Raw genomic sequence first — 26,919 nt, 5'->3', positions numbered from 1 at the left:
TTCAATCATACACGGGAAGCGCGCCGCTTCCCAATACGTTATTTTGCGTCAACCTGCTGGACGTCGATACGACGGGCTTCGTCGAGAATGCTCGCCTTGGCACGAATACGCGCTTCAAGCTGGCTAATCATGTCGTCGTTGTCGAGGCGATCTTTACGCACGCCGTCTTCATACAGGCCGCTTTTCTTGTTGCCGCCAGTGACGCCGAGCGTTGAAACCAGTGCTTCACCCGGACCGTTGACCACACAACCGATGATTGAAACATCCATCGGCGTAATGATGTCTTCCAGGCGTTGTTCCAGCGCATTCACGGTGCCGATCACGTCAAATTCCTGGCGCGAACAGGTCGGACAGGCAATGAAGTTGATCCCGCGAGCGCGGATACGCAAAGACTTAAGAATATCGAAACCGACTTTGATCTCTTCGACAGGATCTGCCGCCAGTGAAATACGCAGGGTGTCGCCGATCCCTTCGGAAAGGAGTAAACCGAGGCCAACCGCCGATTTTACAGAACCGGCACGTGCGCCGCCCGCTTCGGTGATCCCTAAATGCAGTGGCTGATCAATCTGCTTAGCCAGCAGGCGATAAGATTCCACAGCCAGGAACACATCAGAGGCTTTTACGCTGACTTTGAATTGACTGAAGTTCAGACGATCGAGATGATCGACATGACGCATGGCAGATTCCAGCAACGCTTGTGGCGTCGGCTCGCCATACTTCTCTTGCAGATCTTTTTCCAGCGATCCGGCATTTACGCCGATGCGGATAGGAATATTTTTGTCACGGGCGCAGTCGACAACCATACGAATGCGTTCTTCGCTGCCGATATTGCCGGGATTGATACGCAGGCAGTCAACGCCATATTCAGCCACTTTCAGCGCAATGCGATAGTCGAAGTGAATATCGGCCACCAGCGGGACGTTAACCTGTTGCTTGATAAGCTTGAACGCTTCTGCCGCATCCATGGTTGGAACGGAAACACGGACGATATCCGCGCCGACGCGCTCAAGGGCTTTAATCTGATTGACCGTCGCTGCCACATCAGTGGTACGCGTGTTGGTCATAGACTGGACGGCGATAGGTGCCCCATCGCCGATTGGCACGTTACCAACGTAAATACGTGTGGATTTTCTACGTTGAATCGGAGCCTGGTTATGCATGTAAAATCTCCCGCGTTACGCGTCTGTTACTGAGCCTGTGGCGCTGATTCTTCAGCATTCAGGGTCAGACGTGCAACCTGGTTTGTTCTGATAAAGCGGCTCAGGTCGACAGGTTTACCCTGGAACTGAATTTGTACTGCAGACGGCGCACCGATTTTAAGTTTATACGGTGCCTGACCGTCTAAATTGAGTGTGCCATCTTTGCGCTGCAAACCGCTGAACAGTTTTTTACCGGTAGCGTCGCTCACTTCCAGCCAGCAGTCAGCGTTGAAATTCATCACCAGCGCATTGGCGCCAGCCGTTGGCGTGACTGCGGCCTGATCGGTCGGTAGTGGAGCCTCAGGGTTTGCTGGCGCTGTCGCGGTATTGTCGACATTTGCCTGAGAAGGTGAAACCACCGCATTGCTTTGAGCGTCCGGAGACACCGCAGGCGCGGTTTGTTCAGGTGCTGTCTGTGCGGTTACGGCCGGAGCCGTTGCGTTAGCATCTGGCGCAGCTTGCGAATTATCCGCTGTCGCGTCAGGCGCCTGGTCCTGTGCACCACTGGTATCCAGTGGAACACTCTGACCATTGCTGCTGTCGTTCGCATTCAATTCTGCGCTGGATTGATCGGCCATCGTGGAGATCTCTTCCTGCTGCGCTTTATGGTTTTGCCACCACCACGCGCCAGTCAGACCAATGACCACAAACAAAACCAGCCAGGTGAAGCTCATCAGCCAGCCATCACGCTTTTTACGGCGCTTGCCCAGAGACATGTTCTGCATCGGCGCCATTTTAGCCGCACGAACCGGAACCTCTTTCTCGAGGATTGGCAAAAGCTCTTCTTCAGGGATATGAACAAGGCGAGCATAGGAACGGATATAGCCACGCAGGAAGGTTGAAGCGAGATCCGCAGGCATTGTATCGTCTTCAAGATCGCGAACCGTGGAAACCTTCAGGCATAAGCGTTCAGCGACAGCTTGCTGGCTGAGTCCGAGTTGTTCACGGGCGTTACGCAGACGCGTCCCCGTGCTTTGTGCTGCTTGTGAGTCTTGAGTGGCTTCAGTATTCATTCGCTACAGCTGCTGGTACGTAAATTTAAGGTCCTGTGGCGGAATTATCCACCACCGCGAAACATCTCATTGCCCGTCATTTGACAGACAGTATCAACCTGTTCGGCTTGCCTTTGATACATCAGGCTAACTTATTGTTGCTTCGTTACATACTGCCTCAAACCGGGCAGAAACGCACCGTAATTATTAATCGGATCAGTGCGTTTCGGTTATTCCTTAAACATTTTAGACCCCATACAGAAAAACGTGTATGGGGTACGGTCTGTCAGACTGCTTTTACCGCGATAGGTTCACCCTGCATGCGTTTACGCATCGTACGCTTGGTACGGTCGATAACATCGCCTGCCAACTGACCACAGGCGGCATCAATATCGTCGCCGCGGGTTTTGCGCACAATCGTGGTAAAGCCATAGCCCATCAAAACTTTGGAGAAACGGTCGATTCGGCTATTAGAACTGCGGCCATACGGCGCACCCGGGAACGGGTTCCATGGGATCAGGTTTATCTTACAAGGCGTGTCTTTCAACAGTTCGGCAAGCTGATGCGCGTGATCGGTTTCATCGTTGACGTGGTCGAGCATGACATATTCGATGGTTACGCGGCCCTGATTGGCGTTAGATTTTTCCAGATAACGACGTACGGCACCAAGGAATGTCTCGATATTGTACTTTTTGTTAATCGGTACAATCTCGTCACGGATTTCATCATTCGGCGCGTGCAGTGAAATCGCCAGCGCGACATCAATCATATCACCGAGTTTATCAAGCGCAGGCACAACACCTGAAGTTGAGAGCGTAACGCGACGTTTAGACAGCCCGAAACCGAAATCATCGAGCATGATTTCCATCGCGGGAACCACGTTCGTCAGATTGAGCAGTGGCTCACCCATGCCCATCATCACCACGTTGGTGATCGGACGCACGCCGGTTTTTTTCTGTGCGCCGATAATTTTCGCCGCACGCCAGACCTGGCCAATAATTTCCGAAACGCGCAGGTTACGGTTAAAGCCCTGCTGCGCTGTGGAACAGAATTTACACTCCAGCGCACAGCCGACCTGTGAAGACACGCACAGAGTGGCGCGATCGTCTTCAGGAATATAAACCGTTTCAACGCGCTGATCGCCCACGGCGATAGCCCATTTGATGGTGCCGTCTGAAGAACGCTGCTCTTCCACGACTTCCGGAGCACGAATTTCAGCGACTTCTTTGAGCTTACCGCGCAGGACTTTATTGATGTCAGTCATCTCATCAAAGTCATCACAGCAGTAGTGATACAACCACTTCATCACCTGATCGGCGCGGAACGGCTTTTCACCTAAGTTGTTGAAAAACTCGCGCATCTGCTGACGATTTAAATCTAGCAGATTGATTTTGGCATCTTTATTGGGCACCGCAGGTGTGATGACTTCACTGGTATTAACTAATTCAGACATAATTTTTTCCGGCCTCGTTATTACACGTTATGGCCCCTGGAGGGTTGAAAAAGAAACGCCCCGGTGAGCAGTCTGCTCGTCCGGGGGCGTTGCATTGTACAAATTTTGGTGCACGGATGCCACGTCTGCACGCGGCATCAGCAAAATAAAGTGTAATCCCCGATTAACGGGTACGCGCGCACACTTCGCCTTCTGCGAAGAAGTAAGCGATTTCACGCTGAGCGGATTCAACGGAATCGGAACCGTGGGTGCCGTTTTCGGTGAAGCTGTCAGCGTAGTCAGCACGCAGAGTGCCAGCCAGCGCGTTTGCCGGGTTAGTTGCGCCCATCAGGTCACGGTGACGCTGTACTGCATTTTCGCTTTCCAGTACGGAAACAACGATTGGGCCGGAGGTCATGAACTCAACCAGACCGTCGAAGAAAGGTTTGCCGTCGTGTTCAGCGTAGAAACCGCGAGCTTGCTCAACGGTCAGGTGCAGCATTTTAGTACCGACAATCTTGAACCCTGCAGCTTCAAAGCGCGCAAAGATGTTGCCAATAACGTTTTTTGCCACCGCGTTCGGCTTGATGATGGAAAAAGTACGTTCAATAGTCATGATAACCTCTAATCGATATTCTGTTGTTGTGCGTGCATACGGGGTGTATGACCTGGCGCGCATTATAGTGAGCAATAAAGACTCTGCATATGGATGAAGGTAACATTTTGTTAAAATAAGATGATTATTAGCAACACACCTGACTAAGTGACTGAAAGTGTACCTATTGCAGAGTAAAACTTAATGCCACAACTTGTCCGGCCTCATCCATCACCACCAGTTGATAGTCCCCGGCTTTATTCAGATTCAATGTCACGTTAGGGCCAGTGTTTTCGGTCGGTTCGCCATTGATAAACCACCAGCGTCGTCCTTCCCCACCGTAAGTTTGTAGCGCCAGCGCCACCTGCTTTTCACCCGGCAGACGTTTGATGATCGCCCCATCACGCACTCCGGAGAGGGTCAATGGAATAAGATCCTGTTGGTGTAATGGCGGACAAGTTTTGGATGCAGCAGGCAGACGGGCAGCCCGGCGTTCACCTGCGGGCAACCACGGCTCTAGCGGCAGCGGCCAGACATCAAGCGTGGTTTGTTTCGCACCAGGACAATCTGCGGCGACGCGTTGCCCCTGCGCATCCAGCCATACCGGGAAACGGATCCCACGTAAACCGTCCTGCCCCGGCAGCAACAGTGTAGGCGGTTGACTGTTGTCGAGCAGCCAGCTTGATAAGCGACGGCGACAGTTACTGTCACCCTCTGGTAAAGACTGACCGCCTGGCCAGCAGATTGTACCTGAACTCACTGATGCGGGCCGTGGGTCAGAAGGTAGCCCGCTTTTCGCCGACGCGGCGCGGGAGAGCAGCATATTGCTGACCTGATTCAGTAACGGGATTGCGCTGATAAAACCAAATTGCCCGACTACAGGGGTGCCGTCCGGACGACCTGTCCAGATCCCAATCACATAACGGGCATTAATGCCGATAGCCCATGCATCACGATACCCGTAACTGGTTCCGGTTTTCCACGCCAGCGGCACGACTGCGGGTAGCGAACCGTCTGGCAGAGGTTGATCTTCGCCCGCGAGGATCCGACGAATAATCCATGCCGATCCTGGCGACAAAAGTGGCCGTTCGATCAAAGGATCACCTGGCAACAAGCGTAAGCGCCCTGCCTGCCCATGACGGGCGAATGCGCTATACGCAGCGGTAATATCCGCCAGTCGCGCCCCAGCACCACCCAGGATCAGCGACAAATTCGGTTCTGCGCCGTTAGGCAGGATCAGCGGCAATCCGGCATTACGCAAACGCGCGGCAAACTGTTTCGGCCCGTAGGCTTCCAGCACCTGTACCGCCGGAAGATTCAATGATCGAACCAGAGCATCGCTCATACTGACGGGGCCATGGAAACCGCTGTCGAAATTACCCGGGCGATAATCGCTAAAACGGCGCGGCACGTCCTGAAGCAGAGAGGCGGGATGGATCAGCCCGTCATCCATTGCCAGCCCGTAAATAAAGGGCTTAAGCACCGACCCTGGCGAACGCACCGCGCTCACCATGTCAACATGACCAAAGCGGCTGTCGTCACTGATATCCACCGACCCAACCCAGCCGCGCACTTTCATATTGGTGTGATCGACGACAATCATTGCCAACGAACTGCGCGGCGGCAGACGTGATTTCCAGTTCAATGCCAGCTCTTCAAGCTGACGCTGTAAAGAAGCGTCCAGCGTAGTGACCACTTTTTCACTGCGACTGCTCGCCAAAACACGACGGGAGAACAGCGGGGCTAACTGCGGCATTTGTCGCGGGAAAAGCCATACCGGTTCCTGTCGGGCTTCTTTCACAACCTGTTTCGACCACACGCCTTGCGTCAGCATTCGCTCCAATACTTTGTCGCGAGCGGCCTGCGCACGCTCAGGCCAGCGGTCCGGTCGCAGACGGCTCGGCGCCTGTGGCAGCACGGCCAAAAGAGCGGCTTCTGAATAGCTCAGTTGTTGTGGCGGTTTGCCAAGATAAGCCCAGCTCGCCGCGCCAATGCCTTGCAGCGTGCCACCAAACGGGGCGCGATTCAGGTACAACGTCAGGATCTGGCGTTTATCGAGATGCCATTCCAGTTGGATCGCCCGCCACAGTTGGCGAACCTTGCCCCCGAAGGTACGAGAATGCGGATCGAGCAGGCGCGCGACCTGCATCGTCAAGGTACTGCCGCCAGAAATGATCCGCCCGGCAGTGAGATCCTGCCATGCGGCGCGCAACACCGACAGCGGATTCACACCGGGATGATCCCAGAACCAGCGATCCTCATACTGGATCAGCGCTTGTAGGTAGCGAGGGGAAACGTCATCGATCGTCACTGGATAGCGCCAGATACCTTCGGTATCGGCAAAACGCCAAAGCGGCGTCCCGTCTTCGGCAACGACCACACGGGCAGGCGCAACTTCATTAAGCGGTAACGGCCAGAGGCGATCGGCGATCAGTGCCGCCAGCCAGATAAAAATGAGAAATCCCGCTAGCCTCAGCCAGCGGGATTTTTTGAGACGCGTAAATGTCATCTTACGGAACGATAATCAGCGGCCCATCGGCAGTACCGGTGGCGCGCCATTGCGGCACATACATCGATTCCACCTGTGAAACAGGTACAGCATACGTGCCTGGCGTAACGGCGCGTGCAAGATACACCAGAGTCACCGGCTGGCCTTGATTGACCGCAACTGCCGCAACAAAGCGATCGTCGCGGAATTCAATATGCTGAATATCGGCCTGCTGCATTTGATTGAGCAGGTTCTGAACCTCGCCTGCGTTGTCTTGCAGACTGGCACTGCTGTTCGCCAGGTTCTGGTTTTCCAGCTCCAGACCTGCAGGTAACAAATCAACCACCAGCGCATCAGGCACATTCTGGTTGGCTTTAATTTGCAAATGCACCAACACCAGATCGCCACTGCGCAGCGAAGAGAGTGATTTCAGTTGGCCGTCGGTCCCAAGGAACTGACGTTCAATTTGCAGCACATTACTGGCAGGATCAGGTGCATATTGCGGATAGCCACTGCTGTCGAGACGCAGCCACATCGGCTCTGTGCCAGTGTTTTTCACGCTGAGCGTAGCCAGTTGATCAGCATCTACATTTCGAGACTGCGCTTTATCGCCGCTCAGCGGCTCCGCCTGCAACGACGTTTCTGCCTGCCAGTTGCCCGGCAAATCTTGCAAACCTTTTGCGGCCAGGAACAATGCATTCATTTCCTGCGTTGACAGCCAGCGCTCGCCGAATGCTTGCTGCGAAAGTGTATTCAGCAACGTATTCTGCACGTCTGGAAGCAGTTTGTTTTCTTCCAGCAGGCTCAGCATCAGTGCATTGTCACGAAGCTCGCTGCCGTAATCTGCCATCCAGCTGTTTTTATCCTGACGCGGCGTGTTCTGCGCCAGCGCAATCGCCTCATCACCGCGCGCAGCATCGCCCATCGCTTTCAGGGCCACACCTAGTTGCAACAACGGCAAGCCTGCTTTCGCCTGCGCATGGCGCTCCCAGATTTCACGCAGCGCACCCAGCGGTGCCTTCTGCTGACGCGCAAGAACCAATGCAGCATAGGACTGCACGGCAAAGCGGCTAGTCTGGCTATCATCGGTATAGCGAATGGTCATCAGCCCCGGCTCCTGCAAATAACGCAACAAGCGGTTATTACCGCGAGTAATGGCATCGGCCGGAACGCTGTAACCTTGCTCGCTTGCGCGGGTCAGGAAGTCCATAACATAGGCGCTAAGCCAATATTCTTCGGCCCCTTCTTTATCCCAAAGCGCAAAGCCGCCATCGTCACGCTGCATTTGCAGCAGACGTGCAATACCGATATCCACGGCGGCACGGCGTTTTTCGTCGCTATCGCCAGCAATGCCTAACGCTTTTAACTGCTCAGCATTGGTATAAAGCTGCGGGAACAGGCCGCTGGCGGTTTGTTCCAGACACCCGTAAGGGTAGGCTTTCAGTTCACGGATATAGCGCCCCAGATTCAACGGCGGTTTACCACTGAACAGCAACTGGCTTTGCAGCGTTTCGGGGATAAATCCTTGAAGATGAGAAGCCGGAGGCGTCCAGCTTTCACCTGGCTGTAACGCAATCCCGGAGTTAACGGTTTGCGCCGGGAAGGCCGGACGTACGCCAATCTTCCACTCTTTTTGCAGCGGCGTGAACGTTTCACCCGGCAGTGTCAAACCGCTGACGGTGGCCTGCACAGTTCCGTCACCAAAGCCATCCTGCGCGCTAACCGGGATAAACAGCGTCATCCGCGCACCCGGCTCAAGGTTGATAGGCTGCGGCTGTGAGCCTTGTAACTGCAACAAACCACTGGCAGCCAGTTGCACATTCAGCGTTTGCTGTTTATCGGTCAGGTTGGTGATGTCCAGCGTCAAGCGACTGCTGTCACCACTCGCCAGGAAGCGTGGCGTGTTCAGCTCGGCGATAACCGGTGCGGCAACCACGACTTTGCTGTCGCTGCTGCCGAAATCATCGGCGTTCCAGGCTTGCGCCATCACCCGCAGTTCCCCATTAAAATCACCAATCGGCAATGTGACAGTACCTTCGCCTTTGTCATCCAGTGTGACCGGTTGCGCCTGTTGAGCAACAATCGTCACGTGATTCACTGGCGGTTTGCCGCCACGTTTTAGCTCGTCGCCATCACCACCAAAACGCAGGCTCGCCAGACGTCCCTGGCCTTCAATCACCTGACCGTAAATGTCATAGATATCCGCGCCGTAACGCTTCTGTCCAAAGAAGGCATTCCACGGATCGGGCGTAGTGTAGTCGGTGATATTGAGCACGCCGCTATCCACAGCAGACACCAGCACGTTCACTTGTTTAGGTAACACACCATCTTTGGTGCTGGCTTTGATTTTGACGGTCAGCGGCTGATTCGGACGCATTTTTTGCGGCGTTTCAAGCGCCAGATTCAGACGACGGTTTTCATCGCCAAGCGGTAAATGTAGCAGCCCCACCGCGCGCTTCGGCGTGGCGGATTTTGATTTATCGCCAGGGCGAATCACCAGTGTACTGAGGTAAAGATCGTGGCGATTCCATTTCTGATCGACCGGAATTGACAGGTCCATGCCTTCCGCAGGCACATCAATTTCCTGCCACCACAGCGGACCTTCGCTGGATTCCACCATCGCGTAGCCTTTACCTGCCGCCGGGGCGGAGAGGTGCAACTTGATGGTGTCGCCTGGCTTATAAGACGGTTTATCGAGCTTCATAGTGACACGATCTGGACGCGCTGCACCCGTACCGTCACTGTTATCCTGCCAGCTGTAACCGGCCCAAAAACGCACACTGCTGACGGTCTCATCCGGGGCTTTCACTTCCAGACGATAGGAACCCCAGTCAACCGGGAAGCTGACTTTGCCGGTTTCATCGGCTTTCAGATCCAGCGACTGTTCGCCTTCCACCAGATCCTTTTGATCGTACTGTGACTGCCAGCCTTCACTGTCAGACCAGTTCCACGAATAATCCCGACGTTCGCGGATAAGACGCACCTGCAACCCAGAAACGGCTTTTTTCTCGCCCTGCGCATTGGCATAAACGATATCGAATCCGGCATTGCTGTTTTCATCCACCATCGGCTGATTAGTGGTGGTGTCAGTGCGGTAGTCATACACGGCTTTGCTGGTAAATTCCGGACGGATGCCCGGTAAAATATTAGCAGGCCAGACAGCCTGTTCTGCGCGGCGCGTCACCGGACGACCGCCAGATTCCAGCAGGCTCGCCTGCAGAATCACTTGCAACGGTGAGTGGCTTTCCTGCCACTGACTTTGGGTTTTCACCTCACCGCGACCCTGACCATCAAGTTTGATCTGTACTTCGTCGAGCGTGCGCGAGAGATTCTCTTCAGCGATATCGCCAAATTCAAAGCCCGGCAGCGCCGTTACCGCTTCACGCAGTGGGCGTAAGAACAATTTGCCCTGCAACGCGTTACCATTGGCCGGTGCGCCATATAAGTAATAACCCGTCACGCCAAAACTCGCGTCTTGATCCGGCGCAATCGGTGCTTTTGCAGGTGTCAGATTCAGCGCCATGCGTTCTGGCATAAAATCTTCAACCTGGAAATCCCACTCACGTTTCTGATTATCACCCGCGCTGGCACGGACATGCCACATGCCGGTTGCTGCGCTGGCATCCAGCGCCCAGTTGAACTGATACAGACCATTCACAGCTTTGCTCATGACGGTACGAACGACTTGCCCGTCCGGCTGAACCACTTCCAGTTTAACGGGTTGATCGGGCAGCGGCTTGCCATCGCTGTCACGCAGCAGGCCATTCACAATCACCGTTTCACCCGGACGATAAAGGTCGCGAGGGCCAAACATGAAGAATTGTTTGCTGTAACCCGGCGCACCTGCAATATCAAATTCGGCTAGATCGAGCGCCGGAAGTTTGAGGTCCAGCAGTGTGGTTTGCCCATCTTTGCGGGCAAGCAGCAACGCGGCCTCTTTATCTGTCTGTAAAGAGACATGGCCTTTGGCATCGCTATTGGCCTGAGCCAACGTCTGGCCTTTGTCATTCAGCAACTGAACATCAATGCCACTTTGTGCTGAACCATTTTCGAGACTCTGAGTGAATACATCGAGGCGGTTATGATAACGGTGCGCTGAAACGCCAATATCGCTCAGCGTAAAGAGTGTTGCCGCATTACTGTAGGTATAGTGGCCCGCCTGATTCATCACCGCGACGTACACGCCCGCCTGCTGTAACGGTTTGATATCACTCAGTGGCAACAGTAGCTTTTCGCGGGTATTCCGTTCTGGATTGAGGTCGAAGCGCCCGGTGTACACCAGATCTGCCATTTTCAGCAGTTCATCGGATTCCCAGTTGCTGAGCGAGCTGCGGTATTCCCATTGACTGACAAATGACGCCAGAGATTCAGGTTTAATACGGAAGAAATTCACGTCAACGTTATTAACGTTCAGCGCCATCACCGGCAAACCAGCGACGACTTTACCCGGCAGCAGCGAACCACGGCTGGCGAAGCCCACACTTGGGGCCACATCACGGGTGGCGATAGCCTGTTCATAGGTTTTATCGAAGTTGGCTTTATTCACCGCGACCAGATCCGGATCAACGGTGAGCACCAGATTGCGTTTAGGCTCGAGATGGCGCATCCGCAATTCTTTCAGATTAGGTGCCAGTTCCCAGGCGCCATCCACTTTGCCGGTTTTTTTATCGACAAGGTGTACACGGCTGGAGAAATCCTGAGCGGGGTTAAGCGGAATGGAGAAAGTCAGCACCAGCGTCGCAGCGCCATCGAGCTGCACTTCCGAGGCATCGATCAGCGTCAGCGCTTTGCCCTTGCTTTGCGCTGCCAACTTATCAAGCGTGGCGGCATCAGGGGCTGCCGGAGCAGGTTTCGCCGGTTTATCGGCCACAGAAGCGGTGGGTTTCACAGTCTGCGCTTTGTCGTTATTGTCGCAGCCCACCAGCGAAAGTGCAGTAAGTAGCGCAAATGACAACGCCGCCAAACGATACGGTTTCATCCATTAACCCCTGGCCCTGATAGCCTCAAATTTTACCAACACAGTATTATGCTTAATTAGCGGTTTTACCAACAGCATATAAATCCGGTTATTTGAAGCAATTATGAAATCAGACCTCTTGTCGCTAACGGTAAAACAGCCGACAATCGAAAAATACAGAGTAAATGGAGAGCGCCATGACCACCTCTTATTTTGTTGCCGCCGACTGGCTGGCAGAACACATCAATGATCCGCAAATTCAGATTATCGACGCGCGCATGGCGCCGCCGGGACAAGAGCACCGCGATCTCAGCGCAGAATATCGCGCCGGACATCTGCCGGGTGCGGTCTTTTTTGATATCGAAGCGTTATCCGATCACACCAGCCCTCTTCCCCACATGATGCCGCGCCCGGAGGCTTTCGCTGTCGCCATGCGTGAGTTGGGGATTGATAGTGAAAAACATCTGGTGGTGTATGACGAGGGAAATCTTTTCTCCGCCCCACGCGCATGGTGGATGCTGCGCACGTTTGGCGTGGAGAATGTGTCGATTCTGGCAGGCGGTTTAGCGGGCTGGCAGCGTGATGAATTACTGCTGGAAACCGGCGGAGTCAAACGCCCAGAAGGCGATTTTGAAGTGACGTTTGCGGCGCATAACGTCAAGCGCCTGACCGACGTGTTGCTTGCCAGCCACGAAGGCAATGCTCAGATTGTCGATGCGCGTCCGGCGCCTCGTTTTCGTGCCGAAGCGGATGAACCGCGTCCAGGCCTGAAACGTGGACATATTCCGGGTGCACGAAATGTGCCGTGGGGTGATTTAGTGATTAACGGCGAGCTGAAAACCACCGATGAGCTGGAAGCGATTTTTAAGCGTCAGGGCGTAGATATCGCAGCCCCAATCATCGCCAGCTGTGGCTCAGGGGTAACGGCTGCGGTTGTCGTTTTGGCACTCGCCACGTTGAATGCGCCTGATGTGACGCTGTATGACGGTTCATGGAGTGAATGGGGCGCGCGGTCTGATTTACCGATTGAGCCTGCTTAACATCTTTGCCCGGCGGCGCTGCGCTGGCACGGGCCTACAGTTCAAAATGTAGGTCTCGTAAGCGTAGCGCCGCCGGGCACGCCATTAAATAATTCGATTCTGCTTAAAGTCGCGCAGGAAGCTGCCCCAGCGTTTTTCGTAGAATGGTGTGATGTGCGCCAACATAAAGTGACTGATGCCCTTCTCGCCTTCGACTACCTGGCAAATATCAATCGGCTCATCGCCCGGCAAGGTGTCGGTGGCAACACTGCCCGCCGCCTGAATAATCACCTCGATATCCCCTTCGGCTTCAATACCAATCAGCAGGTTCGGCTGCTCATCAGCATGCTCTTTAATCGAGCATACAAACGCGCGTCTGACGGTTTTGAGCGTCTTGAACAACGTGGTCAACGAGTCAATCATCTGCGCTGGCGGCTCTGTAACTTCAGACAGCAGCAGGGACGCACCGCCTTCCAGCACCGTTTGCGTGCTCAGCGGATTGCCTTCTTCGCCGATCAAATGTTTGATTTCACGTGGCGTGAACTCTTTCCCGGTCGGCAGTTTAGCGTTGAGGAACAGAGTCTCGCCCAGTGTCATTTCAAATAACGTACGCACTGGCATGACGACGAAAGCCTGTTCGTCTTCCACCGCCTGTTGCAAGGCTTCCAGGGAAGTGAAGAACGGAACAACTGACGTGCCGTCATCTTTTTCCCAGTGCTGCAAATCAACAGCGCTGCCGTCAACCACCTGCTCGCCTTCCGCCGCCGTGCCTGGCACCCAAACGGTGGATTCAAGCAGTGCGCGGAAGAAAGCCGGACGATGAGCGGGTTCAGTCGCTGCCTGTTCCAGTAAAGTTTCTAATTCGTTTTTTTGTTCAGACATAATTTCGCTACATCAAAATCGCCCGGCGGCACTGCGCTTGCACGGGCCTACGGGCTTTGTTGGCCAGCGGCGCCGCATTTGCGCACCTACGGGCTTTGTAGGCCGGGTAAGCGTAGCGCCACCCGGCAAGACAATTACTCAGCGGTCAACAGATTCGCAATGGTCCGCACACCAAGACCTGTCGCACCGGCTGCCCACTGATCTACCGCTGATTTGCGGTAGGTCGCGGAGCAGTCAATGTGCAGCCAGCCTTCGTGATAATTTTCCACGAAGTGAGACAGGAAACCTGCCGCCGTGCTGGCCCCCGCCGGGAAAGAGGCGTTGGACGTGTTGTTCAGTTCGGCAAAGTTCGACGGCAGTTGACTGCGGTGGAATTCCGCCAGTGGCAGACGCCAGAAGGGTTCGTTCTCAGCACTCGCACTCGCCAGCAGGCGCGCGGCCAGTTTGTCATCGAAGCTAAACAGCGCGTGATAATCATTCCCCAGCGCCGTTTTCGCCGCGCCGGTCAGTGTTGCCGCATCGATAATCAGCTCTGGTTTTTGCGCACAGGCGTCGATCAGACCATCAGCCAATACCAGACGGCCCTCGGCGTCGGTGTTCATCACCTCAACGTTTTTGCCGTTGCGATAGCGAATGATATCGCCCAGTTTGAACGCATTGCCGCTCACCATATTGTCCGCGCAGCACAGATACAGCTTCACGCGCTTGTTCAGACCACGAGTGATAGCAAACGCCAGTGCACCGGTTACCAGCGCCGCGCCGCCCATGTCGGACTTCATGGAATCCATGAACGCGCTCTGTTTGATGCTGTAACCGCCGGAATCGAAGGTGATCCCTTTGCCGACGAGACAGGCGAACACTGGGGCATTGGCGTCACCGGTCGGGTTGTAATCCAGCGCCAGCAATACCGGCGGGCGTTCAGAGCCACGGCCTACGGTATGGATCCCCATGTAATTCTGCTCGCGCAGATCTTCGCCTTTGGTGATGCGGTAATGCACGTTGTCGCAGCCAAAGCGACACAGCAGATCGACCGCACGCGCAGCCAACTGCTCAGGGCCTAATTCTTCGGCTGAAGCATTGATGGTGTCGCGCACCCAGTCGATGATCGCCAGACGATTTTTCAGTTCATCATCTTCGCTTGCCCATTCGACGTTACGGCTGCCTTTTGGCCCTTTGTAACCAGCCCAGAAAGACCAGCTACGGTCGGTATCCCAGCCCTCACCCGCCAGCGCGACATGTTTGATGCCCATGCCGTCGATTTTGCGTGCGGCGCGCTGGATAAGACCCAAATCGTCTTTGCCGTTCAGGTGCAGGGTAATGCCGTCGTTGTTAATGCTATAAGCGGCTTTCTCGCCCCAGCGCGCATCGGCAGGCTGAGTCGACAGCGTAATCTTCATCGCTTCGGTCATTGTTTTATCCTTATTGAGCAAACGGGCCGCCAGAGGCAGCCCGTCAGGTAAACTATTCTGCTTCGTCTAACCAGACTAACAGAATCGCCTCGAGAATTTTTTCATTGGATGCGTTGGGATCATCCTCAAAATCTTCCAGCGCGCAAATCCACTGATGCATATCTGTGAAGCGGACGGTTTTCGGATCGGTATCCGGGTACGCATCGTACAAAGCTTCGCCGATTTCACGGCTGTCGGTCCATTTCAGCGCCATATCAATGCTCGCGTGCGTGGTTGATGGTGTAGCGCGGCATCTCGACGACTAAGTCTTCGTCGGTAACGCGTGCCTGACAGCTTAAACGGCTTTCCGGCTCCAGACCCCAGGCTTTGTCCAGCATATCGTCTTCGTCTTCTGTGCTTTCCGGCAGAGAATCGAAGCCTTCGCGCACGACGCAGTGGCAAGTGGTGCAAGCACAGGATTTTTCACAGGCGTGTTCAATCTCGATGCCGTTGCGCAGCGCAACGTCAAGAATGGTTTCACCGCTCTTCGCTTCCAGAACTGCGCCATCCGGACAGAGATCCTGATGTGGCAGAAAAACAATCTTTGGCATATTAAACCTCGTCCACGGACTGGCCTTTCAGCGCTTTACGGACCGATTGATCCATACGGCGTGCGGCAAATTCCTGGGTTTGTGTGTCGATATTTTTAATGGCTTCTTTTATGGCGTCGGCATCACTGCCTGCGGCGGCACTCTGCAGAGCAGACATACCGTCGTCAATCGCAATACGTTCTTCATTGCTCAACAGCGCGGCATCGGCAGCCAGCGCACCGTGCAGGCTTTCCAGCACACGTGCAGCTTCCACTTTTTGCTCGGCGAGCATACGCGCTTGTACGTCGTGTTCGGCGAAACTCATCGAGTCTTTGATCATCGAAGCGATTTCGTTATCGCTCAGACCATAGGATGGTTTCACCTGAATAGAGGATTCCACGCCGGTTGATTTTTCCATCGCCGTAACGCTCAACAGACCGTCGGCATCGACCTGGAATGTCACGCGAATATGCGCCCCGCCTGCTGGCATCGACGGGATCCCACGCAGCGCGAAACGCGCCAGAGAACGGCAGTCCTGCACCAGTTCGCGTTCGCCCTGCATCACGTGGATGGACATCGCGGTCTGACCATCTTTGAAGGTGGTGAACTCCTGCGCGCACGCCACCGGAATGGTGGTGTTACGCGGAATAACTTTCTCCACCAGGCCGCCCATGGTCTCAAGACCGAGCGACAACGGAATGACATCGAGCAGCAGCATTTCGCTGTCTGGCTTGTTACCAACCAGAATGTCGGCCTGAATCGCAGCGCCAATGGCGACCACTTTGTCAGGGTCGATGGAGGTCAGCGGCGTGCGACCAAAGAATTCGCCCACGCGTTCGCGCACCAATGGCACACGGGTTGACCCGCCCACCATCACCACGTCTTTGACTTCTTCTGACTCAACGCCCGCATCTTTCAACGCACGACGGCAAGCCAGCAAGGTACGTTTCACCAGCGCTGAAATCAGCTCGTTGAACTGCTCGCGAGTGATGTCACCCTGCCAGCCAGCGACATCAACGTGAACGCTGTCGGCATCGCTAAGCGCAATTTTGGCAGCGATGGCCGCGTCTAACAATTCACGCTGTACGCGGTTGTCGCTGCGATCGCTGATACCCGCTTGTTCACGGATAAAATCGGCCAACAGGTGGTCGAAGTCGTCACCGCCGAGCGCGGAATCGCCGCCCGTCGCCAACACTTCAAACACCCCACGACTCAGGCGCAGAATGGAAATATCAAAAGTCCCGCCGCCGAGATCGTAAACCGCAATCACGCCTTCCTGACCAGAATCGAGGCCGTAAGCGATAGCCGCTGCCGTTGGCTCATTCAGCAAACGCAGCACGTGCAGGCCCGCCAGACGCGCGGCGTCTTTGGTGCCCTGACGCTGTGCATCGTCAAAATAAGCCGGAACGGTGATCACCACGCCATCAAGCTCACCTTCCAGCGCTTCGCGTGCGCGGGTCGCCAGGGCTTTGAGGATATCCGCGGAGATACGAATCGGGTTCAGCAGACCGGCGTTAGTCGCCAACATGGGCAGACCGTTTTCACTGGCCTGTAACTGATAAGGCAAATGCGGGTAACGCGCCTGCACATCGGCAAGCGAACGGCCCATCAGACGTTTCACGGAACTGATGGTATTGACCGGATCCAGCGTGGCGTTAGTGCGCGCGTCATAACCCACTTCATGCCCCTGCGCCTGGTAATGAACCACAGACGGCAGCAGATGACGGCCTTGATGATCGGCCAGCGTTTCGGCCTGACCGCTACGCACGGTCGCGACCAGAGAATTGGTGGTGCCTAAGTCGATGCCCGCCGCCAGACGACGCTGGTGCGGCGCGGCACTCAGGCCAGGCTCACTGATTTGTAATAAGGCCATAGTAATTACGCTTCCAGAATCAAAAATCGAGCAGCTTTTCTTCGAGTTGTTCTGCTGAGCTGCGCAGTTTATCGAGAAAACGCAGTTTACGCACGGTATCTGCCGCCGCGTCCCACGTTTCATTATCGAGTTCCGCCACCATCTGCTGATGGCGCGTGTCGAACATCCCTTTCACCCGCTTCATGAAGGCTTCCAGACAACTGCTGTCTTTGGCGCGGTCAATCTCATCAAGCTCTTCGCGCAGCTCCAGTTGTTCCATCAAAAACGCCGTATCGCGCACCGTGTGCTGTTCGCTGGCAAGATCAAAACCGTGCAGGGAAAGCAGGTATTCCGCGCGAGTCAGCGGATTACGCAGCGTTTGCCAGGCCTGATTAATGGTTGCGGATTGCTGCACCGCAGCGAGCTGGTCGGCCGAAGAGTGACTGGCGAATTTGTCCGGATGGAACTGGCGCTGTAAATCCTGAAAGCGCGTGACGAGCTGCTGACTATCGAGGTGATAAGAGGCAGGCAAGCCAAAGAGAGTGAAGTAGTCCATAGCTATCTCTGAAAAAGCAAACCCCACAGGCAGCTGAGCCACCGTGGGGTTATCTTACGCGTGATTAAACGTGGAAGCTTTCGCCGCAACCGCACTCGTCTTTAACGTTCGGGTTGGTGAATTTAAACCCTTCGTTGAGGCCTTCTTTGACGAAGTCCAGCTCGGTGCCGTTGAGGAACTGCAGGCTTTTGCCATCGACCACAACCTTCACGCCTTTGTCTTCAAATACCGTGTCTTCGGCGTTTGGTTCGTCGACAAATTCCAGCACGTAGGCCATGCCAGAGCAACCGGAAGTTCGTACGCCCAGACGCAAACCGAAGCCTTTACCACGGTTGGACAGGAAGGAACTTACTCGCGCGGCAGCGCTGTCGCTAAGGGTAATCGACATACCAGACCTCAATTCTTATTTTGCTTCACGTTTGCTTTTGTAGTCCGCAATGGCGGCTTTGATCGCGTCTTCTGCCAGGATAGAACAGTGAATTTTCACTGGTGGCAGTTCGAGTTCTTCGGCGATATCGGTGTTCTTGATAGCCTGTGCTTCGTCCAGGGATTTCCCCTTCACCCACTCGGTCACGAGCGAGCTGGACGCGATAGCAGAACCGCAGCCGTAGGTCTTGAAGCGCGCGTCTTCAATGATACCTTCATTGTTGACTTTAATCTGCAACTTCATCACGTCGCCGCAGGCTGGTGCACCGACCATGCCGCTGCCAACGCTGTCGTCGCTGTTGTCAAACGAACCGACGTTGCGTGGATTCTCGTAATGATCGATAACTTTTTCGCTGTAAGCCATGATGAATTCTCCTTATTAAATCCGATTAGTGATGCGACCATTCGATGCTGTTGATATCCACGCCCTGTTTGAACATGTCCCACAGTGGGGAGAGTTCACGCAGACGACCGATGGATTTCTGTACCAGCGCGATGGTGTAGTCGATCTCTTCTTCGGTAGTAAAACGACCTAAAGAGAAACGGATGGAGCTGTGTGCCAGCTCGTCAGTCATGCCCAGTGCGCGCAGCACGTAGGATGGCTCAAGGCTTGCAGATGTACAGGCAGAGCCGGAAGACACGGCCAGGTCTTTCAGGGCCATGATCAGCGATTCGCCTTCAACGTAGTTAAAGCTGACGTTGAGAATGTTTGGCGCGCCCTGCTCGAGGTCACCGTTCAGGTACACCTCTTCCATATCTTTCACGCCTTCCCACAGACGGTTACGCAGGGTACGCATGCGTGCCATCTCGGTTTCCATCTCTTCTTTGGCGATACGGTAAGCTTCACCCATGCCCACAATCTGGTGGACTGGCAGAGTACCCGAACGCATGCCGCGCTCGTGACCGCCGCCATGCATCTGCGCTTCAATACGAATACGTGGTTTACGACGCACGTACAGCGCACCGATACCTTTCGGGCCGTAAATTTTATGGCCGGAGAAGGACATCAGATCCACTTTCAGTTGGCTCAGATCGATAGGCAGCTTGCCCACGCTCTGGGTGGCGTCAACGTGATAGATAATGCCACGCTCGCGGCACAACTCACCGATGGTTGCGATGTCCTGCACCACGCCGATTTCGTTGTTCACGTGCATGATGGAAACGAGGATGGTGTCAGCACGCATCGCCGCTTCGAGTTCTTTCAGGTCGATAATACCGTTGCGCTGCGGGGCGAGGTAAGTCACTTCAAACCCTTCACGCTCCAGCTGACGACAAGTGTCGAGAACCGCTTTGTGCTCGGTTTTGCTGGTGATGATGTGCTTGCCTTTCTTCTGATAGAAGTTTGCCGCACCTTTAATGGCCAGGTTGTCGGATTCAGTAGCACCAGAAGTAAAGACGATTTCGCGTGGGTCAGCGCCGACAAGCTCTGCAATCTGATTACGGGCGATATCAACCGCCTCTTCAGCATGCCAGCCAAAACGGTGTGAACGGGAAGCTGGGTTACCAAAGTTTCCGTCCAGGGTCAGACACTGCATCATTTTCTCGGCAACACGCGGGTCCACAGGCGTGGTTGCGGAGTAGTCGAGATAAATCGGTAATTTCATTGCTCTTAAACTCCGTACATCACTCAATGCAATGAACCAGGCAACCGGCTGGATGTACGACCGTGTTGACGGGGCTTAATGCCCCGGCCTGATTCTGAAATCTTGTTATTTTTACCCTAAATAGTTCGTGTTGCAGCAAGGCGGCAAACTTGAGAATCCCCAGGAGCTTACATCAAGTAAGTGACTGGGGCGAGCAAGTGCGGCCAACGCAGTTGCAGCGCGAAATATGACGGATAAATTATGCGCGCAGTTTGACGTCGATAGCGTCTTGTCCGCGGGTACTACGTTGGGATTCGTTTGTGTGCTGACGGTCAGACACGTCGAGCACTTCCTGGTTATTCACCAGTTCACCCAGGGTGATGTTATTCAGGAAACCGGTCAGACGATCGCTCAGATCACGCCACAGTGCGTGAGTCAGGCATTTATCGCCACCCTGACAGCCGCCTTTGCCCTGACAACGAGTGGCGTCTACAGATTCGTCAACGGCGCTTATCACTTCACCCACCGCAATGCTACCGGCTTCTTTACCCAGCAGATAACCGCCGCCCGGGCCACGTACGCTGGACACCAGTCCATTCTTACGCAGACGGGAGAACAGCTGTTCCAGGTAGGAAAGTGAAATCCCCTGACGTTCAGAAATATCAGCCAACGGAACCGGACCCGATTCGGAGTTGAGCGCAACGTCCAGCATCGCGGTCACGGCATAACGCCCTTTAGATGTCAGTCTCATGTCTTACTTAACCTCAAACTCGCCCCTGCCCGGGGTTGTTATTAAAATGGTGATATCGCATAGCAGGGGGCAAGTCTGACATTCCCGACTAAAACAGTCAACTATTTACCCGACTGTTTTAGTCAGGTATTTAACGTTACGTGCGTTCTGGCTTTTTCGCGGTTTATCGCCAGGCGGCGCTTCGCTTGCACGGGCCTACGGTTTTGTCGGTCCTGTAAGCGATGCGCCGCCGGCAATGCCGTTTTACTGCTCTTTATTCTTTTGCTCAATCGATGCCAGCATCCCGCGCAGGATATTCAGTTCCTGGCTTTCTGGACGTGCGCGGGTAAACAGACGACGCAGTTTATTCATCACCTGGCCGGGATGACTGGCGCGAATAAAGCCTGTCGACAGCAACGTTTGCTCAAGATGACCGTAGAAACGTTCCAGGTCATCGACCAATGGGTAAGCGACATCGTCTTCATTCACTTCCGCTGGCTGCTCTTTTTCCTGCGCCGCAAGCCATGCCATACGCACTTCATAGGCAATCACCTGCACAGCCATCGCCAGGTTCAGCGAGCTGTAATCCGGGTTCGCCGCGATCGCTACGTGATAGTGACATTTTTGCAGTTCGTCGTTGGTCAGGCCCACACGTTCGCGACCAAACACCAGAGCAACAGGCGCCTGAGCGGCTTCGCCAATGCTTTTCAGCCCGCACTCACGCGGGTCGAGCATCGGCCACGGCAGCGTACGAGAACGTGCGCTTGTGCCCACCACAAGGCTACAACCGGCGAGCGCGTCGTCCAGGGTATCGACGATGTGCGCGTTACCAATGACGTCGCTGGCACCGGCCGCCAGAGCAATGGCCTGAGAGTCAGGTTTCACCAGCGGATTGACCAGCCACAGGTTGGTTAACCCCATGGTTTTCATCGCGCGGGCCACGGAGCCCATGTTGCCAGTGTGAGACGTTTCTACCAGTACGATTCGGATATTTTGCAGCATTATGAGTCTTCGGCTAAAGATTATTCACCCATATTATCATAAAGCGAAGACAGGATCCGAATTCACTGCTATGATATGCGCCGTTTTTCCCGTTCTTTAACATCCAGTGAGAGTGACCGATGCAACATCCTATGTTGACCATCGCCGTGCGCGCAGCGCGCAAGGCGGGTAATGTAATTGCCAAGCACTACGAAATGCCAGATTCCGTAGAAACCAGCCAGAAAGGCAGCAATGATTTCGTGACTAACGTCGATAAAGCCGCTGAAGCGATGATTATCGAAACGATCCGCAAATCTTACCCGCAGCACACCATCATCGCCGAAGAATCCGGCGAATTAGCAGGCGAAGATCAGGATGTTCAATGGGTTATCGATCCACTGGATGGCACCACCAACTTCGTTAAACGTCTTCCTCATTTCTCTGTTTCCATCGCCGTACGCATCAAAGGCCGTACTGAAGTGGCTGTGGTTTACGATCCAATGCGTAACGAACTGTTCACCGCGACCCGTGGTCAGGGCGCACAGCTGAACGGTTTCCGTCTGCGCGGCACCACCGCTCGCGACCTGGATGGCACTATTCTGGCAACGGGCTTCCCGTTCAAAGCGAAGCAACACGCTCCGGCTTATATGAATATTCTGGGTAAACTGTTCACCGAATGTGCTGACTTCCGTCGCATGGGTTCTGCTGCACTGGATCTTTGCTACGTAGCGGCCGGTCGCGTTGATGGTTACTTCGAACTGGGCCTTAAGCCGTGGGATTTCGCTGCGGGTGAACTGATTGCTCGTGAAGCGGGCGCACTGGTTTGCGATTTCACTGGCGGTCACAACTACTTGACCACCGGTAACATCGTGGCAGGTAACCCACGCGTCGTGAAAGCGATGCTGGCGAACATGCGTGACGAACTGAGCGAAGCGCTGAAGCGTTAAGTTTAGATCGAGTGCCCGGTATTCGTGCCGGGCATTGCCGGGTGGCGCTACGCTTACCCAGCCTACAATAAAATTCGTGCCGCCATCCGGCAATATTAAAAAGGCCGTAATCCCCGCCCTACCGGCACCGCACTGAGCCACATCACTACAGCGGCAATAACTAACACTGCACCACCGGCAAACGCTAATGTCGTCCAGCCAATCTGTCGCCACATGACCGGCGCTCGATTTCCACTCAAACGCACCGCCAGTTGACGAAAACTGTGAACCAGCAACGCCAGCGAAGAAATAGTGATTGAGGTTCCTGCTGCCATTGCCAGCGCTGACACCACACCCCAACTGAACACACCCACCACTTTACTGAACAACAACACCATAATGGCCCCGGAACAGGGTCGCATGCCCATCGACAGTACAATCACCAGCCGGGCGCGCCAGTCGTTGCCGCTTTCCATTTGCTTCGGATCGGGCAGATGTTGATGCCCGCAGCCGCAGTTTGCATGATGTTCATGGTGCGGCGTAAAGGCAGTAAATTTCGGTTTGCGTAAAATCTGCCGCATTTTTTTCAGCGCCCGCCAGCACAGTAACAACCCCAGCATACCGACCAGCGCATAACTGCCCTTTTCCAGCCAGAAGCTACTGAGATGTAGCGAACGGGCGGGTAAGGCCAATAGCGTCAATACAATAACGACCAGCCCTATCGCCACCAGTCCCTGCAACAATGAAGCCGCCAGCGTCAGAGCAATGCTTGATTTGAGTTTCGACGGATGCGTTGCAAGCCAGGTGGTAATCACCACTTTGCCATGACCTGGCCCTAGCGCGTGCAGCACGCCGTAGATAAAACTGAACGCCAACAGCGAACCGCCCGCTTGGGTCGGATTAGCTGCCACTGCCTGCAACAGGCCGCTCAATTGCTGATTCAGATCTCGCTGCCAGATAATGCTTTTCAGCAGCACCTGCGGCCAGGCATGCCACAGCCAAACGCCGCCTGAAAGCGCAAAAACAAGAAACAGCGCCAGCGGCCACAGCTGTAACCAATGGCGAGAACGCGCCGTTACGGGGGAGATCACGGACATGTCAGCGTCACCTGTTGAGCGAATTGTTTGCCTAAATCCATATCCTCGGGCGGCGCATCGGCTTTATCGAGTGACAGCGCGTAGGTGGTCAAATCTTCATTGGGTTTAGGCGTGTGCACATTGAGCTTACAGCCTTTTGGCGCATCGGCAGGCAGGGAAACGTAAGCGTCTTTGTCATAATGCATGTCGACAAAATAAGTCGGATCAAAAGTAGAAAACTGATAGCTCTGCCCGGCAAGCGGCTGCGGTGCCGCTAACGGTAGCGTAAACGTCAGCACAGCTTTATGCCCATCGCGGGAAAGGGCGTATGCCGTTGGGCGATTTTCAAATTTCACCTTCTGCTTGCCGTGCCAGAATTCGGTGAAATAGTGCTGCCCGAGCACATTCGCCATCACTTCCGCCGCCAGACGCTTCCACACTTCGTCACCCGGTTTGGCGTTCCCCGCGTCATACAGCAAATCCGCAGAGGTGATTTCATCCATTGTCCAGCGCATGTTAATGGCGGTCAGTTGGCCTTCTTTCGCCACCAACTGGCTTTGCATACTGATAAAACTGTGCGGGTGCGCGGCAACTTGCCACGATAAAAGCGCGCCAACCACCAGAACTGTGCTCTGTTTCACTCTCGTCATCGCATCCTCAGCGAAAAATTCTGTGACCGACTCCCGCAATACTTGCGCAAAGGCGTCCCGGCTGGCTTTCACACCGCCATCCTTTAACTATTCTTATCATAAACCTTACTGGAACCTGACAGATGATGACCGTGCTCGAACCGCCATCTGTGCTTTCCAGTCCACAGCGCCGCTGCCAGATCCTGCTGATGCTGTATCTGCCAGGGCAGTCCGTGACGCCGGAGGCGATTGCGCGAGTGAACAGCGTTGATGATGCTGTGGCTCGTCAGGATATCGCCGACATTCGTCACGTCATCCAGCGCTATCACCGACTGAACATCGTGACGCTTGCAGACGGCAGCTACCGGATTGAAGGCACCACACTAGACCAGCGCTTATGCCTGATTCATTGGCTGCGCCGTGCTTTACGACTTTGCCCGGGGTTTATCAACGGGCAGTTTACCCCATCGCTCAAAACTCAGCTTAAACAATCGGGCATCTCGCGAATTCTGTACGACGATACCAATCTGCGAGCGCTGGTCAATCGCTGCGGGCAAAACCTCCAGCGCCAGTTTGACAGTCGCGATGTCGCGTTTCTCGGACTCTATCTGCAATATTGCCTGTTACAGCAACATCCACAGCAAGCGCCGGAGTTTAGCAGCGGGCAGCGTAAATGGGCGAAGGCCAGCGCCGAATATCAGGTCGCGGCAGAAATTGCCCGTCACTGGCAACGCCGCACGTTGAAAGACGCCCATCCGGATGAGCATCTTTTTCTGGCACTGCTGTTTATGATGCTGAAAGTACCGGACCCGAAACGCGACCATCACACGCAAGAAGTGCGGCTCTATCGCAGCATTAACCAGTTGATCGACCGCTTCCAGCAGCTTTCAGGCCGACAATTCAGCGATCGCCGTGGGCTACGCGACCAGCTGTACGTCCATCTGGCACAGGCGATTAATCGTTGCCTGTACGGTGTCGGGATTGATAACAGTCTGCCGGAAGAAGTTCAGCGGCTTTATCCGCGCCTGATGCGCACCACACAGCAGGCGCTGACGGAGTTTGAAACACACTACGGATTGCGTATTTCTGACGAAGAAATGGGATTGATTGCAGTCATTTTTGGCGCATGGCTGATGCAGGAAAGCGATTTGCAGGAAAAACAGGTGGTGCTGTTAACCGGAGACAATCCGCAGCTGGAGCAGGAAATTGAACAGCAGCTGCGAGAACTGACATTGCTGCCGCTGAATATCAAATATCAGACGCTGCAAGCCTTCCAGAAAGAAGGGGCAGCGAAAGGCGTGGCGCTGATTGTCACGCCTTATTCTCTTGCGCTGCCGCTGTTTTCCCCACCGCTGATCCACGCCGGGGAACCGCTCAGCGAGCGGCAGCGACAGCACATTTGTCAGATGCTGGAAGCCCCTGGCTGAGGCGTGACCTTCGGCCTGACAAACAACGCAGGCAATGCCACCAGCGCCATCACCCAGAACACGCCCTGGTGCAGATGCTGATAAAGGAACCCGGCGAAGACGGTCATGATCGCAATACTGCCGCCCATCGCGACGGCAGAATAGACCGCCTGCAAGCGGATCACTTCGCTGCCCTGACGCGCAGAGATATAACGCATCGCCGCCAGGTGACAAACGGTGAAGGTGCCGCAGTGCAGGATTTGCGCCAAGATAAGCCACGGCAGTTCGGTGGTCCAGCCCATAATGCCCCAACGCAGCAGCCCACAAATGCCGGATAGCAGCAGCAAATCACGCGCGCTGAATCGACTGAACACTTTCTTGCTGACCGCAAAGATCACCACTTCGGCGACGACACCCAGCGACCACAGATAGCCCACTGATGAGGCGGAATATCCCGCTTCCTGCCAGTAAATCGCACTGAAACCGTAATAGGCCGCATGCGCACCTTGCAGCAGACAAACACACGCCAGAAAACGCCAGCTTTGTGCCACCATCGATCGCCATGCAGGCCAACCCGCCCCCTCTTGATGACGCGTTTCCCCTTGCGGCATCACCGACGGCTTAATCAGCATCCCAAGCAGCATCGACGCAATCCCGATGCTCAGCAGCACCAGAATAGCGCGATAGTCGAACAGGCTTACCAGTTTACCGGTGAGCGCCGAACCAATCACAAAGGCAATCGAGCCCCACAAACGCACCCGACCATAATCCATTGTGATTTGTTTTTGCCAGGTATTCGCCAGCGCATCGGTGAGCGGCACCAGCGGTGAGAAGAACAGGTTGAAGCCGACCATCATCGCCATCAGCCAGGCCACTTTTGTTCCAGCCCAGAAAGCGAGCACAAACAGCAGCGTTAACAGAGCGAGAATACGTAAAGCGCTGATTAAGCGTGACGGGTCGCTGACGCGTGGGGCAATCAGCAGGCTGCCGAGGAAACGAGCCACTAATCCCGCGCCAAGCAGCACGCCGATGGTTTCCGGGGTCAGCCCTGTGCCTGCGAGCCATACGCTCCAGAAAGGTAGAAAGATGCCGTAGCTAAAGAAGTAGGTGAAATAACTGAGCGCCAGCCAGCGCGTGGAATGCAAGACCATGATTCCCTCCCAAATGGTGGCGCTAGTCTGGCGACAAAGTGCGTGGCTGGCAAGTGACTTT

The 26,919-nt window shown here is 54.8% G+C and carries 23 protein-coding genes; 3 read left to right on the top strand and 20 right to left on the bottom strand.

The genetic code is table 11. From position 1 onward, the window contains the following. Positions 1-38 precede the first annotated feature (38 nt). The 6 genes from ispG to VH187_RS21370 form a co-directional block, all read right to left on the bottom strand. Entirely contained in the window at positions 39-1,160 is a 1,122-nt protein-coding gene (gene ispG / locus VH187_RS21395; RefSeq protein ID WP_329703449.1) for a flavodoxin-dependent (E)-4-hydroxy-3-methylbut-2-enyl-diphosphate synthase, read from the bottom strand. A 26-nt stretch (positions 1,161-1,186) separates the two neighbouring features. Then, the gene (gene rodZ, locus VH187_RS21390; protein WP_329703448.1) at positions 1,187-2,212 is read right to left on the bottom strand and encodes a cytoskeleton protein RodZ; all 1,026 of its coding nucleotides are present in this window, start codon (positions 2,210-2,212) and stop codon (positions 1,187-1,189) included. Positions 2,213-2,477: 265 nt separating this feature from the next. Continuing rightward, positions 2,478-3,644 carry a dual-specificity RNA methyltransferase RlmN gene (gene rlmN / locus VH187_RS21385; RefSeq protein ID WP_329703447.1) on the bottom strand — a complete coding sequence of 389 codons (1,167 nt, stop codon included), beginning with the start codon at positions 3,642-3,644 and terminating at the stop codon, positions 2,478-2,480. 163 nt (positions 3,645-3,807) lie between these two features. Beyond that, positions 3,808-4,239, bottom strand: a complete 432-nt coding sequence (ndk, locus tag VH187_RS21380; protein WP_125354190.1) for a nucleoside-diphosphate kinase — start codon at positions 4,237-4,239, stop codon at positions 3,808-3,810. A 163-nt stretch (positions 4,240-4,402) separates the two neighbouring features. Then, positions 4,403-6,727, bottom strand: coding sequence for a peptidoglycan glycosyltransferase PbpC (pbpC, locus tag VH187_RS21375; RefSeq protein ID WP_329703446.1), 2,325 nt, complete (start codon positions 6,725-6,727; stop codon positions 4,403-4,405). Between the two features lies 1 nt (position 6,728). Then, entirely contained in the window at positions 6,729-11,684 is a 4,956-nt protein-coding gene (locus VH187_RS21370) for an alpha-2-macroglobulin family protein (protein ID WP_329703445.1), read from the bottom strand. Between the two features lie 176 nt (positions 11,685-11,860). On the opposite strand from VH187_RS21370, the gene sseA reads away from it, so the two are divergent. After that, positions 11,861-12,703 carry a 3-mercaptopyruvate sulfurtransferase gene (gene sseA / locus VH187_RS21365; RefSeq protein WP_329703444.1) on the top strand — a complete coding sequence of 281 codons (843 nt, stop codon included), beginning with the start codon at positions 11,861-11,863 and terminating at the stop codon, positions 12,701-12,703. Positions 12,704-12,787: 84 nt separating this feature from the next. On the opposite strand, the gene sseB is transcribed toward sseA, so the two are convergent. The 11 genes from sseB to trmJ form a co-directional block, all read right to left on the bottom strand. Further along, on the bottom strand, positions 12,788-13,564 hold the full coding sequence (gene sseB / locus VH187_RS21360; protein WP_329703443.1) for an enhanced serine sensitivity protein SseB: 777 nt from the start codon (positions 13,562-13,564) through the stop codon (positions 12,788-12,790). 134 nt (positions 13,565-13,698) lie between these two features. Then, entirely contained in the window at positions 13,699-14,973 is a 1,275-nt protein-coding gene (gene pepB / locus VH187_RS21355; RefSeq protein ID WP_329703442.1) for an aminopeptidase PepB, read from the bottom strand. A gap of 52 nt (positions 14,974-15,025) precedes the next feature. Beyond that, a complete protein-coding gene (iscX, locus tag VH187_RS21350) occupies positions 15,026-15,226 on the bottom strand; it encodes a Fe-S cluster assembly protein IscX (protein WP_110508915.1) in 201 nt (66 codons plus the stop codon). A 1-nt stretch (position 15,227) separates the two neighbouring features. After that, positions 15,228-15,563: an ISC system 2Fe-2S type ferredoxin gene (gene fdx, locus VH187_RS21345; RefSeq protein WP_110508913.1), complete on the bottom strand. Its 336-nt coding sequence runs from the start codon at positions 15,561-15,563 to the stop codon at positions 15,228-15,230. A 1-nt stretch (position 15,564) separates the two neighbouring features. Further along, positions 15,565-17,415, bottom strand: a complete 1,851-nt coding sequence (gene hscA / locus VH187_RS21340) for a Fe-S protein assembly chaperone HscA (protein WP_329703441.1) — start codon at positions 17,413-17,415, stop codon at positions 15,565-15,567. Positions 17,416-17,434: 19 nt separating this feature from the next. Then, positions 17,435-17,950 (bottom strand): co-chaperone HscB, encoded by a 516-nt coding sequence (gene hscB, locus VH187_RS21335; protein WP_329703440.1) that lies wholly within the window; start codon positions 17,948-17,950, stop codon positions 17,435-17,437. Between the two features lie 64 nt (positions 17,951-18,014). Further along, positions 18,015-18,338, bottom strand: coding sequence for an iron-sulfur cluster assembly protein IscA (gene iscA, locus VH187_RS21330; RefSeq protein WP_329703439.1), 324 nt, complete (start codon positions 18,336-18,338; stop codon positions 18,015-18,017). Positions 18,339-18,353: 15 nt separating this feature from the next. Beyond that, positions 18,354-18,740: a Fe-S cluster assembly scaffold IscU gene (iscU, locus tag VH187_RS21325; RefSeq protein WP_015703172.1), complete on the bottom strand. Its 387-nt coding sequence runs from the start codon at positions 18,738-18,740 to the stop codon at positions 18,354-18,356. A gap of 25 nt (positions 18,741-18,765) precedes the next feature. Continuing rightward, positions 18,766-19,980, bottom strand: coding sequence for an IscS subfamily cysteine desulfurase (locus VH187_RS21320; protein WP_329703438.1), 1,215 nt, complete (start codon positions 19,978-19,980; stop codon positions 18,766-18,768). Between the two features lie 238 nt (positions 19,981-20,218). Beyond that, complete coding sequence (iscR, locus tag VH187_RS21315) at positions 20,219-20,710, bottom strand: Fe-S cluster assembly transcriptional regulator IscR (RefSeq protein ID WP_329703437.1); 492 nt, start codon at positions 20,708-20,710, stop codon at positions 20,219-20,221. A gap of 243 nt (positions 20,711-20,953) precedes the next feature. Beyond that, the gene (gene trmJ / locus VH187_RS21310; protein WP_329703436.1) at positions 20,954-21,691 is read right to left on the bottom strand and encodes a tRNA (cytosine(32)/uridine(32)-2'-O)-methyltransferase TrmJ; all 738 of its coding nucleotides are present in this window, start codon (positions 21,689-21,691) and stop codon (positions 20,954-20,956) included. 119 nt (positions 21,692-21,810) lie between these two features. Between trmJ and suhB the strand changes: the two genes are divergently transcribed. After that, on the top strand, positions 21,811-22,617 hold the full coding sequence (gene suhB / locus VH187_RS21305; protein ID WP_329703435.1) for an inositol-1-monophosphatase: 807 nt from the start codon (positions 21,811-21,813) through the stop codon (positions 22,615-22,617). 95 nt (positions 22,618-22,712) lie between these two features. On the opposite strand, the gene VH187_RS21300 is transcribed toward suhB, so the two are convergent. Together VH187_RS21300 and VH187_RS21295 are read right to left on the bottom strand one after the other, a co-directional pair. Next, the gene (locus VH187_RS21300) at positions 22,713-23,693 is read right to left on the bottom strand and encodes a nickel/cobalt transporter (RefSeq protein WP_329703434.1); all 981 of its coding nucleotides are present in this window, start codon (positions 23,691-23,693) and stop codon (positions 22,713-22,715) included. After that, the gene (locus tag VH187_RS21295) at positions 23,684-24,322 is read right to left on the bottom strand and encodes a DUF1007 family protein (protein WP_329703515.1); all 639 of its coding nucleotides are present in this window, start codon (positions 24,320-24,322) and stop codon (positions 23,684-23,686) included. Before VH187_RS21295 ends, VH187_RS21300 begins: the two co-directional genes overlap by 10 nt. Positions 24,323-24,444: 122 nt before the next feature. Between VH187_RS21295 and csiE the strand changes: the two genes are divergently transcribed. Next, positions 24,445-25,728, top strand: a complete 1,284-nt coding sequence (csiE, locus tag VH187_RS21290; protein ID WP_329703433.1) for a stationary phase inducible protein CsiE — start codon at positions 24,445-24,447, stop codon at positions 25,726-25,728. Here csiE and VH187_RS21285 read toward each other — a convergent pair. Further along, a complete protein-coding gene (locus tag VH187_RS21285; protein WP_329703432.1) occupies positions 25,704-26,858 on the bottom strand; it encodes a 3-phenylpropionate MFS transporter in 1,155 nt (384 codons plus the stop codon). The two genes, csiE and VH187_RS21285, sit on opposite strands and share 25 nt — an antisense overlap. Positions 26,859-26,919 lie beyond the last annotated feature (61 nt).

Source organism: Scandinavium sp. (genome assembly GCF_036271055.1).
GTDB lineage: Bacteria > Pseudomonadota > Gammaproteobacteria > Enterobacterales > Enterobacteriaceae > Scandinavium.
Note: the sequence above shows the minus strand (reverse complement) of the source record. Positions and strands in the feature narration are given on the sequence as shown.

Excerpts from the sequence above, each read along its gene's own strand:
- ispG (WP_329703449.1), bottom strand. The coding sequence starts at position 1,160 with ATGCATAACCAGGCTCCGATTCAACGTAGAAAATCCACACGTATTTAC.
- rodZ (WP_329703448.1), bottom strand. The coding sequence starts at position 2,212 with ATGAATACTGAAGCCACTCAAGACTCACAAGCAGCACAAAGCACGGGG.
- rlmN (WP_329703447.1), bottom strand. The coding sequence starts at position 3,644 with ATGTCTGAATTAGTTAATACCAGTGAAGTCATCACACCTGCGGTGCCC.
- ndk (WP_125354190.1), bottom strand. The coding sequence starts at position 4,239 with ATGACTATTGAACGTACTTTTTCCATCATCAAGCCGAACGCGGTGGCA.
- pbpC (WP_329703446.1), bottom strand. The coding sequence starts at position 6,727 with ATGACATTTACGCGTCTCAAAAAATCCCGCTGGCTGAGGCTAGCGGGA.
- VH187_RS21370 (WP_329703445.1), bottom strand. The coding sequence starts at position 11,684 with ATGAAACCGTATCGTTTGGCGGCGTTGTCATTTGCGCTACTTACTGCA.
- sseA (WP_329703444.1), top strand. The coding sequence starts at position 11,861 with ATGACCACCTCTTATTTTGTTGCCGCCGACTGGCTGGCAGAACACATC.
- sseB (WP_329703443.1), bottom strand. The coding sequence starts at position 13,564 with ATGTCTGAACAAAAAAACGAATTAGAAACTTTACTGGAACAGGCAGCG.
- pepB (WP_329703442.1), bottom strand. The coding sequence starts at position 14,973 with ATGACCGAAGCGATGAAGATTACGCTGTCGACTCAGCCTGCCGATGCG.
- iscX (WP_110508915.1), bottom strand. The coding sequence starts at position 15,226 with ATGGCGCTGAAATGGACCGACAGCCGTGAAATCGGCGAAGCTTTGTAC.
- fdx (WP_110508913.1), bottom strand. The coding sequence starts at position 15,563 with ATGCCAAAGATTGTTTTTCTGCCACATCAGGATCTCTGTCCGGATGGC.
- hscA (WP_329703441.1), bottom strand. The coding sequence starts at position 17,415 with ATGGCCTTATTACAAATCAGTGAGCCTGGCCTGAGTGCCGCGCCGCAC.
- hscB (WP_329703440.1), bottom strand. The coding sequence starts at position 17,950 with ATGGACTACTTCACTCTCTTTGGCTTGCCTGCCTCTTATCACCTCGAT.
- iscA (WP_329703439.1), bottom strand. The coding sequence starts at position 18,338 with ATGTCGATTACCCTTAGCGACAGCGCTGCCGCGCGAGTAAGTTCCTTC.
- iscU (WP_015703172.1), bottom strand. The coding sequence starts at position 18,740 with ATGGCTTACAGCGAAAAAGTTATCGATCATTACGAGAATCCACGCAAC.
- VH187_RS21320 (WP_329703438.1), bottom strand. The coding sequence starts at position 19,980 with ATGAAATTACCGATTTATCTCGACTACTCCGCAACCACGCCTGTGGAC.
- iscR (WP_329703437.1), bottom strand. The coding sequence starts at position 20,710 with ATGAGACTGACATCTAAAGGGCGTTATGCCGTGACCGCGATGCTGGAC.
- trmJ (WP_329703436.1), bottom strand. The coding sequence starts at position 21,691 with ATGCTGCAAAATATCCGAATCGTACTGGTAGAAACGTCTCACACTGGC.
- suhB (WP_329703435.1), top strand. The coding sequence starts at position 21,811 with ATGCAACATCCTATGTTGACCATCGCCGTGCGCGCAGCGCGCAAGGCG.
- VH187_RS21300 (WP_329703434.1), bottom strand. The coding sequence starts at position 23,693 with ATGTCCGTGATCTCCCCCGTAACGGCGCGTTCTCGCCATTGGTTACAG.
- VH187_RS21295 (WP_329703515.1), bottom strand. The coding sequence starts at position 24,322 with ATGACGAGAGTGAAACAGAGCACAGTTCTGGTGGTTGGCGCGCTTTTA.
- csiE (WP_329703433.1), top strand. The coding sequence starts at position 24,445 with ATGATGACCGTGCTCGAACCGCCATCTGTGCTTTCCAGTCCACAGCGC.
- VH187_RS21285 (WP_329703432.1), bottom strand. The coding sequence starts at position 26,858 with ATGGTCTTGCATTCCACGCGCTGGCTGGCGCTCAGTTATTTCACCTAC.